This is a genomic window from Archangium violaceum (assembly GCF_016887565.1).
Classification (GTDB): domain Bacteria; phylum Myxococcota; class Myxococcia; order Myxococcales; family Myxococcaceae; genus Archangium; species Archangium violaceum_B.
Genome location: NZ_CP069396.1, coordinates 3,060,791 through 3,071,914, shown reverse-complemented (window position 1 = coordinate 3,071,914; position 11,124 = coordinate 3,060,791). Strand labels below are relative to the sequence as shown.

Sequence of the window (11,124 nt, the reverse complement as noted above, 5' to 3'; positions counted from 1 at the left end):
CTGGAACCAATACCCTCACCCTAGCCCTCTCCCAGAGGGAGAGGGGACCTACACGGATTCAGGCAGCCTGCGCCTGGACCCGCTCGTCTCCGACGATGCGACCGTCCGCCAGGCGCACGATGCGGTCTCCCACCGCCGCGGCCTTCGGGTCGTGCGTCACCATCACCACCGTCAGCCCGCGCTCCCGCGTGGCCTCGCGCAGCATCCGCAGCACCTCGGCCCCCGTGCGCGAGTCCAGGTTCCCCGTGGGCTCGTCCGCCAGCAGCACCGCCGGCTCCGCCAGCAACGCCCGAGCCACCGCCACGCGCTGCATCTCTCCACCACTCAGCTCGTCCGGCCGGTGGTGCGTACGGCCTCCCAGGCCCACCGTCTCCAGCAGCGCCTCGGCCCGCCGCCGCAGCTCCGTCTGCGCCTTGCCCGACAGCAGGCCCGGCAGCATCACGTTCTCCAGCGCCGTCAGCGTGGGCATCAGGTTGAAGAACTGGAACACGAAGCCCAGCCGCTCGCGGCGGAAGGCGGACAGCTCGTCATCCTTCATCCGCGACAGCTCGCGCCCGTCGATCTTCAGCGACCCCGAGCCCGCCACGTCCAGCGCGCCCAGCAGGTTCAGCAGCGTGCTCTTGCCCGAGCCCGACGGCCCCATCACCGAGAGGAACTCCCCTCGAGGCACCGTCAACGACACACCCGCCAGCGCACGCACTTCCATGCGCCCGCGCCGGTACACCTTCGCCACGTCGACGGCTTCGATCATATCTCCGCCACACCCTCTCGCTCGGCCCAGCCCTCCAGGCCGTTGGGCAGGCGGATGCGCACGTAGCGTCCCGTCTCCTCCATGACGCGCACCTTCAGGCCGGGGTGCACCTCGAAGGACACCTTGGCCTCGTCTCGCGGGAACTCACGCGCGCGCAGCGTGGGCGCGATGACCACGGCCTCGTGCAGCGTCTCGTGCACCCAGACGTGCGCGGCCAGCAGTGCTCCGGACGGCAACGACGCGACCAGGAACACGGCCCCCAACACCACCGCCCAGGTGCGCCGGCCAGGGCGAAGGAAACGGAAGAGGAGCAGGAAGGCGAAGCCCACCAGCCACGTCCCCAGGAAGGCCCACGCCACCAGGTTGCCACTGGTGGCGCCCACCACGCGCTGCAGGAAGGGCTCCTCGGGCGCGGTGCCCACCACCTTGTCGAGCTGCTGCGCCCGGGCGAGCGCGAAGTTCGCATCCAGGTCCGGGCCATCTCCGCCAGCCCGGTGCGACCGCTCGAAGGAGAGCACCGCTCGCCCCAGGTCTCCCTGAGCCAGGTACGTGGTGCCCAGGTTGTAATGGATGTCCGCGCCCCCGAAACCGCGGGACACGAGCTTCTCGTAGCCCTCGCGCGCGGCGGCGTAGTCCTGCTTGTAGAAGGCCTCGTTGGCCTGCTGGAAGAGGGTCTGGGCCTCCTCGGGAGAGTAGTACCCCTGCCCCAACAGCGTGGCCACGAGGATGGCGGTGATGGCGCTCACTTGTCCCAGCCCTCCATGACGGCCGCGGCATCATCGAGAATCCGCTCGCGGGCGGCCGGTTCGGCGCCCGGGGCGAAGCGGCCGGCGTCACACGCCTCCAGCACGAAGCGCACGCGCTGGCGGCGCTCCGCGTCCACCCCGGACTCGGCCAGCTTCGCATCCAGCGCGTCCCGGGTGAGGCCACCCACCGGCACTTTCAGCCGCGCCTCCAGGAAGTTCAGCACGGCCTTCTCCACCTCGCCGTAGAAGGCGCTGGAGCTGCCACCGCGCAGCTTCTCCGCCTCGGCCAGCCGCTTGCGCGCGGCCTTGGCCCGCTGCCGGTTGCGGCTGCCCTCGTCCTCGCGCGACATCCGGCCGCGCACCAGCCCCACCACGCCCAGGGCCACCATCAGCCCCACCGGCGTCAGCACCGCGGGCACGAAGAAGGGCCGCTGCCACACCGCCGCCGCGGGCTCCTCGAAACGCGCCTGGTAGCGCAGCGGGCGCAGGCCTCCCGCCGTCAGCACGTTCTTCTGCTCGGACGCGGCGTCCGCCAGTTGCGTGGGCGAGGCCGCCGGCGCGGACGCCACCCCTCCCGCCCCGGGCTCCACGGTGAGCTCCACCGGCTCGGTGCGGGACACCGCGTAGCGGCCCGTCTTCGGATCGAAATAGGGGAACTCGAGCGCCGGCAGGGTGAAGGAGCCCGTGCGCTGCGGCATCACCAGGTACTCCTGCACCCGGCTGCCCTGGATGCGCCACTTGTTGGGCACCACCTTGTCGCTCGTCTTCGGCTCGTACACCTTGAGCGCGGCGGGTGCCTCCAGCCGGGGCGGGGTGACGTTCTTCACGTTGCCCGAGCCCTCGAGGATGATCTTCACCGTCACCGGCTGGCCCAGCTCCACCTTCGTCTGGGACACGTCCAGGGACAGCTTCCAGTCGCCCACGTTGGCGCCCGACATGCCCTTGGGCGCCCCCGGCGGCAGCGGCTTCACCTCCACGTCCAGCGCGTTGGAGACGCGGTGCACCCGGTGGCCGGCGAAGAGGAAGCCGGTGGTGATGTCCGCCTCGGCCGCGGTGATGGAGAGGGTGCCGCTCTTCACCGGGAAGATGGCGCGGCGGCGCAGCAGGTAGGTGCGGTACGGAACGCCGTTGACGATGCGCTGCTCGCCGGACAGCTGCGTGGGGCTCTCCACGTCCTCGCTCCAGAAGCCCTCCAGCTTGGGCATCGTCACCGCGTCCACGCTGGACAGGTCCACGCGCGAGTAGATGTAGAGCGACAGCGTCACCTGCTCGCCCACGTACACCTGCTTCTTGTCGAGCGTGGCGCGCAGGAACAGGTCCGAGTCCCCGCGCGGAATCCGCATGTCCTCGCGCGTCGAGTCCCCCGGATCCTCCTGGTCCTCCTCGTCCGCGAACGGGTCCGGCATGTTGCCGAAGCCCGGGAAGTTGCGGAACGGATCCGGCAACTGCTGGCGCTGGCGCGACGCCTGTCCGGGCGGAGGCCCCACGTGCCCCTTGCGCACCGTCATCTTGATGGACTCGGTGCGCCAGGTACGGCCCCCGCTGGTGAGCACCGCCGGGGGAATCGTGAGGCTGCCCGCCCGGTTGGCCCGCATCATCAGCACGTGCTTGCGCACCGTCTGGATTTGAGGCGGACCGCTCCCGCTCATCTCGATGGAGCGCTGGGTGCTCTGCGAGGACGACAGCACCTCGAAGTCCCCGGGCGCCGGGAACTGCACCTGGGCGTTGTCGGGCGGATCCACCACCACCACGGTGAGCTGGAAGACGTCTTCCGTGCCCACCTCGTTGCGGTCCACCGCCTGGTAGAACTCGATGGCCGCCCACGCCGGCATCGCCGTGAGCAACAGGGCGATCGCGGCCAGCGCCGCGTGGCCGCTACCAGTCCTTCTCATTGGGATTCCTCGGCCGCTTCTTCTGCTGGAAACGCCACAGCTGGAGATTCTTCTCGTTCTGCTTCATCGCATCCAGCAGGCGCTCGGCCTCCTGGCGATCGATTTCCTCCGGGTTGACACCCGCGTCGCCCACCTCCTGCGCCTCGCCCTCGGTGCCACCGTCCGACTCCTGGCCCTCGTCCTCACCCTGGCCACCGTCTCCCTGGCCGCCATCGCCCTGGCCTCCGTCCGCGCCCGCATCCCCCTGGCCTCCGTCCGCGCCCGCGTCGGTGCCCCCGTCCTGCTGGCCGCCGTCACCCTGGCCTCCATCGCCCCCGCCGCCGTCCTGCTGACCCGCGTCTCCAGGGCCGCCGTCCTGCCCACCGTCCTGGCCCCCATCCATCCCGCCGTCACCGCCACCGTCGGAGCCACCATCATTGGGCGTACCACCATCCTGCTGACCCGCATCCGGGCCCGCGTCCGGGCGACCGCCATCCTGGCCCCCGTCCTGCCCGCCGTCCTGGCCTCCATCCGTGCCACCGTCGGCGCCGCCCTTCTGGGGCGGAGGCAGGTTCTTCAGCAGCACCTCGTAGTTGTGCCGGGCCTGCGCGTCCGACGGGTTCATGGTGAGCGCGCGGCGGTAGGCCTTCAGCGCCTCGCGCGTGTTGCCCGTCATCGCGTGGACGTTGCCCAGGTTGTAGGTGGCCTTCTGGCGGAGCTCGGGCTGGTTGGCGTTGGCCTCCGACACGCCCTGGAAGGCCTGCTTCGCCTCGTCGTAGCGGCCCAGCTTCATCAGCGCGTCACCCCGGTTGAACTCCACCGCCGGGTCGTTCGGACGCTCCTTCTTCGCCTGCTCGAAGGCCGACAGGGCGTCCTCGAAACGGCCGGCGTCATACGCCTGCCGCCCCTGCTGAATCAGCGGGTGCTCCTTCTCCAGCAGCCCCGCGGCCCTCGCCCCGGACGGCAGCGCCAGCGCCACCGCCAGGAGCGCCCAGACTCCCGCGCGCATGCCCATGACTCCCCTGCTCACGACGACCTCCGGCGCGAGGACGGCAGCAGCAACATCCCCATCACCAGCAGCGCCAGCCCCGGCAGGGCGAACGTCTGGAAGCGCTCGTCGTAGCGGACGGTGACGCGGCTCTCCAGCTCGCTCTTCTGCATCTTCTCGATGCGCTCCAGCACCTGCGCCATCGCCACGCCGCGAGGCTGGTAATAGAACTCGCCGCCCGTGCCCTCCGCGATGGTGGTGAGGCCCCCACGGTCCATCCGCGTAATCACCGTCTCCCCGCTGGAGTCCTTCTTGTAGTCCACGAACTCGCCACGGCGGTTGTAGACGGGGATGGGCTCGCCCTGCTCCGAGCCCACGCCGACGGTGAGCACCTGGATGTTGGCCTCCTTGAGCGCGGCCACGGCCTCCTTCACCTCGCCCACCAGGTCCTCGCCGTCCGACAGCAGCACCACCACCTTCTCCTTGGCGCCACGGTCCGCGTTCTCCAGCAGCTGCTTGCACAGCATCAGCGCGTCGCCGATGTTGCTGCCGCCCTGGGGCATCTGCTCCGGCTCCACCGCGCGCAGGAAGAGCTTCACCGCCGAGTAGTCCGAGGTGAGGGGCGACTGGATGAAGGCATCGCCCGCGAAGGCCACCAGGCCCACCCGGTCTCCCTTCAGCTCGTCGAGCAGCGTGGTGAGCTCCAGCTTGGCGCGCTCCAGGCGGCTGGGCTGCACGTCGCGCGCGAGCATGGACTTGGAGGCGTCCAGCGCCACCACCACGTCGATGCCGCGCCGCTTCGTCAGCTCGCTCTTGGTGCCGCATTGGGGCTGGGCCAGCGCCAGCCCGAAGAGGAGCAGCCCCAGCCCGTAGAAGCCGCCCTGCACCGCCGGGCGCCAGCGAGAGATGCCGGGGGCCAGCTTGTCCACGAGCCGCTCGTTGAGCAGCGCGCTCACACGGCCGCGGCGGCGCAGCGCGGACACGAGGGCCAGGGTGCCCACCAGCACGCCCGCCGCGCACAGCGCGAGGAAGGCGGGCCTGGCGAGCCCCACCTGGTAGCCGAGGATGGTGAAGCGCCAGGGGTCCGTCGGCATCACGGGAACACCCTCAGGAAGGTGGCGCGCAGGAAGAGCTCCAGCGCGGCGAGTCCGAAGGCCAGCAGCAGGTACGGGTGGTAGTCCTCGCGGTAGTTGGCCGAGGCCCCGCCCTCCATCAGCTTGGAGCGCTCCAGCGAGTCCAGCACCTTCTGGAGGCCCTGCTTGAGGCCCTCCGGGTCCGTGGCGCGGTAGTACTCGCCGCCGGTGGAGTCGGCGATGTCCTGCAGCAGCTCGGGGTTGATGGGAATCTCCGTCTCACGCCAGACGGTGTTGCCGAACAGGTCCGTGCCCTGCGGGAAGGGCACCTTGCCGCCCTTGCCCACGAGGATGCTGTAGATGGGGATGTTCAGCGACTTCGCCATGTGAGCGGCGTCCAGCGGCGAAATCTTGCCGGAGTTGTTGTCACCGTCGGTGATGAGCACCACCACGCGACTCTTGGCCTCGGAGTCCCGGAGGCGGTTGAGCGCGGTGGCGAGCGCGTCGCCAATGGCGGTGCCGTCCTCGAGCACGCGGGTGCGCAACTGCCGCAGCACCTCCTTGAGCACGCCGTAGTCGAGCGTCAGGGGCGCCTGCGTGTAGGCCGCGCCGGCGAACACCACCAGGCCGATGCGGTCGTTGACGCGGTTGGAGATGAACTCGGCGAGCACCTCCTTGGCCACGTGGAGGCGGTTCTGCGGGCGGAAGTCGCCGGCCTCCATGGAGGTGGACAGGTCGAGCGCGACGACGATGTCGATGCCCTCGACGCTCAAGTCCCGCACGCGCGAGTCGCGGGACTGGGGCCGGGCGAGCGCGACGATGGCGGCGGCCACCGCGAAGGCGCGCATGAAGGGCAGCATCGGCAGCATGTACGTGCGCAGGCCGCGGCCCTGGCGGGCGAGCACGTGCGCCGCGGAGAAGCGCAGCGCGGCACGGGAGCGCCGCTCACGCCAGGCCCAGGCCAGCAGCACCGGCACGAGCAGCAATCCCCAGAGGTACTCGGGGCTATGGAACGCGAGGTCCGGAAGCATGGGACACGGAGGGGGCGGCCCCGGGGGGCGGTGGAGGGGGCCAGGTCTTGTCCAGCAACTCGTAGCCGAAGGCCAACGCCGCGCCGCACGACTCCGGCGAGGACTCGGCGCGGGCATACTTCACCATGTCCGACTCGGAGACGAAGCGCAGCAGCCCGTCCTCGGGCAGGCCGGGGGTGTGTATGCGCCGCAGCTTCGCCATCAGCTCCGAGCTGGTGCACTCGAGGGCATCGAAGCCGTAGCGCTCGCCGAGGTAGCCTCGGACGATCTCCGACAGCCGGAAGTAGAAGTCCTTCACCCTGCCCTGGGCGTGCAGGTTCTCGGCCTTGAGTGCCTCGAGCGCCCGGCGGGTGCGCACGTCCAGTGGCGCGGGCGGCTCCGCGGCGGCCTGGGGGCGGTTGCGGTACTTCTGGAAGAGCCGGTACGCCCCCCATGCGAGTGCGGCGGCGGCCAGCGCCCCCAGCAGCCCCCAGAGGAGCATCCAGGAGCGGATGGCCACCTCGGTGGGCGGCTGGATGTCCTTGAGGTCGGCGCCCTTGGACTCGGCGTCCTCGGGCAGGGTGGAGCCCACCTCGAGGGTGCGGCCCGGGGCCACGAAGCGCTTGGGGCCGTCCGGCGTGGACACGAGGAAGGGCACTTCCGGCAGCGTCACCATGCCCAGGTTGAAGGCGGACAGCTTCAACCGGAACAGGGTGACGGCGGGCTCCTTGCCGGCCTGCGGCGGCGTGCGAGCCTGGGACAGCAGCTCGAAGTCGCCGAGGTCCGGCGGCAGCTCCAGCTCGTAGCGCTGGTTGGCCGGGTGGGTGATGACGAGCTCGTAGGTGAAGGGCTCGCCCAGGAGCACCCGCTCGGGCTGCACGCTGGCCTGGAAGCCCGAGGGCTCCACCTCCGGCAGCTTCGCGGCCTGGGCCGGAGCGGGAGCGGCCGGGGTCTGGGCCAGGGCCGGCGAGACGAAGAGAAACGCGGAGAGAGCCAGCCACCTCATGCCGCCATCCTCCGGGACCGGGCGCGGAAGAAGCGCACCAGGGCCATGCCATGATCATCGGCCGTGCTGAGCTCCACGTGGTCCAGCTCGAACTTCTTGAAGAGCTTGCGCCGCTCCTCGCGCTGCGCCTGCATGGCGCGGGCGAAGCGACCTCGAACGAGCGGATCGCTCGTGTCCACCACGAAGCGCTCGCCCGTCTCGGGGTCCTCCATCTCCACGAGCCCCAGCCGGGGGAACTCCTGCTCCAGCGGATCCGCGATGACCACGGGCACCAGGTCGTGCTTGCGGCCCACCAGGCGCAGGGGCTGCTCGTAGCCCTGGGTGAGGAAGTCCGAGATGAGGAACGTCACCGTCTTCCGGCGCGCCACGCGGTTCAGGTAGGTGAGACCGGCGGCAAGGTCCGTCCCCTTGCCCTTGGGCTGGAAGGTGAGGATGTCGCTCACCAGCCGCATCACGTGCGAGCGGCCCTTGCGCGGCGGCACCACCTTCTCCACCCGGTCCGAGAAGAGGATGAGCCCCACCCGGTCGTTGTTGGCGATGGCGCTGAAGGCGATTTGAGCGGCCACCTCGGCGGCGACCTCCGACTTGGAGCGCTCGCGAGAGCCGAACTCCTTGGAGGCCGACACGTCCACCAGGAGCATCACCGTGAGCTCGCGCTCCTCAGTGAAGACCTTGACGTAGGCCTCGTTCATTCGGGCGGTGACGTTCCAGTCGATGATGCGGATTTCGTCACCGGGCTGGTACTGCCGCACCTCGGAGAAGGCCATGCCCCGGCCCTTGAAGACCGAGTGGTACTGGCCCGCGAGCATGTCCGACACCACCTTGCGGGTGCGGATCTCCAGCTTGCGGATGCGGCGGATGATGTCCTTGGCGAGCACGGCGCGCTCCCTCGGCCTCTCTCCTGCGACGGGTTAGGGAACTTCGACGCGGTCGAAGACGCGCTGGATGAGCTTCTCGGTGGTGAGCTCCTCGGCCTCGGCCTCGTAGGTGAGGGCGATGCGGTGGCGGAGCACATCGAAGGCCACGGCCTTGACGTCCTCGGGGGTGACGAAGCCCCGGTGGCGCAGGAAGGCGTGGGCCCGAGCGGCCTGGCTCAGCGCGATGGTGGCGCGCGGGCTCGCGCCGAACTGGATGTAGTCCGCCTGGTCCTTGAGGCCGTAGCGCCCCGGCTCGCGCGTGGCGAAGACCACGTTGAGGATGTAGTCCTTCACCTTCTCGTCCATGTAGATCTGATGGACGAGCTCGCGGGCGCGCACGAGCTGCTCCAGCCCGATGACCCTCTGGGCCTGCGGAACCTTGCCGCCGCCCATGCGGTCCATGATGACCTTCTCCTCCTCGCGCGTGGGGTAGCCGACCCGCACCTTGAGCATGAAGCGGTCCACCTGGGCCTCGGGCAGGGGGTAGGTGCCCTCCTGCTCGATGGGGTTCTGGGTGGCCAGCACGAGGAAGGGCGAGGGCAGCGGGAAGGACTGGTCGCCGATGGTGACCTGGCGCTCGGCCATGGCCTCCAGGAGGGCGGACTGCACCTTGGCCGGGGCGCGGTTGATTTCGTCCGCGAGCACGATGTTGGCGAAGATGGGGCCCTTGCGGACGGAGAAGTTGCCCGCCTGCTGGTTGTAGATGGTGGTGCCCACCACGTCCGCCGGCAGCAGATCCGGGGTGAACTGGATGCGCATGAAGGTGGCGCTGAGCGTATCGGCGATGGTCCGCACGGTGAGCGTCTTGGCCAGGCCGGGGACGCCCTCGAGGAGGACGTGGCCGTTGCACAGGAGCCCGATGAGGATGCGCTCCAGCATGTAGCGCTGGCCGACGATGACCTTGCCGGCCTCCTGGTTGAGGAGCTCGACGAAGCTGCTCTCCTGTTGGACGCGCTCGGTAAGTGCTCGGATGTCCGTGTTCATATGTGCCGTCTCTACCGTCCCTGAGGAGGCGGGCAGCCTAGGGGGGATGGGGTACGCCGCTCAACAGCGCATCTCGCCGGACATTCCAGTAATTTCGGGGCTCCATGGCCCCGGAAAGTCCCAGGAAGGACCGGCAGGAACACCCCAAACCACATCGCGGCGCCGGACGCCAACCTTCTGCCGGGGAGGAACCGCGCCTCCGGGCAGCCGGCGGCCCGGTCGCCCCCCGTGAGCCGGGTCCAGTGGAGGCGGAACTGCTGGGGGAGCTGGGCCCGGGGTGGGTGTCCCGGATGTGCCCGCTCCAGGGGGGTGGGGTCCTGCGGGTCATTGAGGGGGGCGAGGGCCCTCCGGTGGTGCTGCTCCACGGGCGGGGGAACGCGGCGAGCATGTGGTTCCCCCTCCTGCCGGAACTGGCCCGGGAGCACCGGGTTCTGGCGGTGGACCTGCCGGGCTTCGGATGTTCCTCGGTGCCCCAAGGGCCGCTGCGGACAGCCGAGGACGGGCTGCGCTACTTCGTCGAGCCGGTGGAGGAGGTGCTGTCCACGCTGGCCCTGGGACCAGTGACGATGGTGGGGCACTCGCTGGGCGGGCTGGTGTCACTGGAGCTGGCGCTGCGGGGCCGCGTGCCGGTGGAGCGGCTGGCGCTGGTGGACGCGATGGGGCTGGGCCCGGAGATGGGGCTGGATGCGCGCCTCTTCTTCCGCGCGGGCCCGGAGCGGGTGGCGCGAGTGCTGGGACCGAAGCTCTTCGGGCGCATCGCACCGCTGCCGGACACGCCGGTGAACCGGCGGTTGATGGCGCTGGCCTATGAGCTACTGACGATGCCTGGAGGGAGGCCCGAAGCTACGCGTGCCTTCAACGCGCTGGTGCCACTCACGGGCGGCGTGTTCCACCGCTTCGCGCGGTTGGGCGAAGTGAAGCAACCCACCCTGCTCTTCTGGGGCGAGCACGACACGGTGCTGCCCGTGTCACTGGCCGAGGCCGCGGTGAAGGTCATGCCCGATGTGAGGCTCGTGCGCGTGCCGGCCGGGCACAGTCCGCACCTGGAGCAAATGGACGGTTCTTGCTCTGCGGACTGGTTCCGCTGAGTGGGTCAACGGATCAGCTACTTCCTGGCGCTCATCAGTAGACGATGAAGTCGCACTTCTCGATGGCGGCTTTGAACGCCTCTTCCGTGATGCCCAACCGCTTGGCCTCCGCGGGAGCGTAGTAGCTCAAGGCCATCGTGGAGCGCGGGTGCTTGATTCGTTTCTCCGGACTCTGATCCAACAGGGATGCCAGCGATCTGCCAAACCGGTCCGGCCACTTGAGGTTGCGGAGCTCGTCGGCTCGACGGACAGGATCCAGGAGGGTGAAGCAGGGCCACTTGGGAAACCGGAGGGTGCGGGGATTGTCCCCGTGGAAGCGGCACTCGTCCAAGCGGGCCTCGGTGAAGTCACAGTCCTCGATGGCGCCCATCTGGTACTCCGGCTCACTCCCGTATTCGGGCCAATGCCCGAAGTCGCACCCTGACAACCGCCCCTTGAACCGGCACCCCTTCAGGGACGCACCTATCCACTGTTGATGGTTCTTCAACTCCTGCTTCACCTCGAAGGTGCAATCAATGAAACGAGCCTGATTGATGATCAGGCGACTGGCGGGAACCTTCAGGACGACGGTGCAGTGGCGCAGCGTCAGGTTGGTGCTGAGGTAATAGAGCGAGTTCTTGTCGGTCAGCTCCAACCGCTCGTTTTCGATCTCCTGATTTTTGTAAATGACGTTCTCGAGCCACGCCATGT

At 69.5% G+C, this 11,124-nt stretch carries 11 protein-coding genes; 1 reads left to right on the top strand and 10 read right to left on the bottom strand.

What is annotated here, in order from left to right; genetic code table 11:
* Positions 1–58: 58 nt before the first annotated feature.
* Genes JRI60_RS12780 through JRI60_RS12740 form a run of 9 tightly spaced genes read right to left on the bottom strand, consistent with a single transcriptional unit; the run spans position 59 to position 9,346 of the window.
* Entirely contained in the window at positions 59–751 is a 693-nt protein-coding gene (locus JRI60_RS12780; protein WP_239470481.1) for an ABC transporter ATP-binding protein, read from the bottom strand.
* On the bottom strand, positions 748–1,497 hold the full coding sequence (locus tag JRI60_RS12775; protein WP_204226123.1) for an SH3 domain-containing protein: 750 nt from the start codon (positions 1,495–1,497) through the stop codon (positions 748–750). Before JRI60_RS12775 ends, JRI60_RS12780 begins: the two co-directional genes overlap by 4 nt.
* Positions 1,494–3,389 (bottom strand): BatD family protein, encoded by a 1,896-nt coding sequence (locus JRI60_RS12770; protein WP_204226122.1) that lies wholly within the window; start codon positions 3,387–3,389, stop codon positions 1,494–1,496. Before JRI60_RS12770 ends, JRI60_RS12775 begins: the two co-directional genes overlap by 4 nt.
* Entirely contained in the window at positions 3,373–4,383 is a 1,011-nt protein-coding gene (locus JRI60_RS12765) for a tetratricopeptide repeat protein (protein WP_204228920.1), read from the bottom strand. The genes JRI60_RS12770 and JRI60_RS12765 overlap by 17 nt, the downstream gene beginning before the upstream one ends.
* A gap of 11 nt (positions 4,384–4,394) precedes the next feature.
* Positions 4,395–5,453, bottom strand: a complete 1,059-nt coding sequence (locus JRI60_RS12760; protein ID WP_430384380.1) for a VWA domain-containing protein — start codon at positions 5,451–5,453, stop codon at positions 4,395–4,397.
* The gene (locus JRI60_RS12755) at positions 5,450–6,460 is read right to left on the bottom strand and encodes a vWA domain-containing protein (protein ID WP_204226121.1); all 1,011 of its coding nucleotides are present in this window, start codon (positions 6,458–6,460) and stop codon (positions 5,450–5,452) included. The genes JRI60_RS12760 and JRI60_RS12755 overlap by 4 nt, the downstream gene beginning before the upstream one ends.
* Positions 6,435–7,445 carry a hypothetical protein gene (locus JRI60_RS12750; RefSeq protein WP_204226120.1) on the bottom strand — a complete coding sequence of 337 codons (1,011 nt, stop codon included), beginning with the start codon at positions 7,443–7,445 and terminating at the stop codon, positions 6,435–6,437. Before JRI60_RS12750 ends, JRI60_RS12755 begins: the two co-directional genes overlap by 26 nt.
* Positions 7,442–8,323, bottom strand: coding sequence for a DUF58 domain-containing protein (locus JRI60_RS12745; RefSeq protein WP_204226119.1), 882 nt, complete (start codon positions 8,321–8,323; stop codon positions 7,442–7,444). The genes JRI60_RS12750 and JRI60_RS12745 overlap by 4 nt, the downstream gene beginning before the upstream one ends.
* A gap of 33 nt (positions 8,324–8,356) precedes the next feature.
* Positions 8,357–9,346, bottom strand: coding sequence for an AAA family ATPase (locus JRI60_RS12740; protein ID WP_204226118.1), 990 nt, complete (start codon positions 9,344–9,346; stop codon positions 8,357–8,359).
* Between the two features lie 386 nt (positions 9,347–9,732).
* Between JRI60_RS12740 and JRI60_RS12735 the strand changes: the two genes are divergently transcribed.
* Positions 9,733–10,434, top strand: coding sequence for an alpha/beta fold hydrolase (locus JRI60_RS12735; RefSeq protein WP_343213403.1), 702 nt, complete (start codon positions 9,733–9,735; stop codon positions 10,432–10,434).
* A 34-nt stretch (positions 10,435–10,468) separates the two neighbouring features.
* Here JRI60_RS12735 and JRI60_RS12730 read toward each other — a convergent pair whose 3' ends face one another.
* Positions 10,469–11,122, bottom strand: coding sequence for a pentapeptide repeat-containing protein (locus JRI60_RS12730; protein WP_204226116.1), 654 nt, complete (start codon positions 11,120–11,122; stop codon positions 10,469–10,471).
* Positions 11,123–11,124 lie beyond the last annotated feature (2 nt).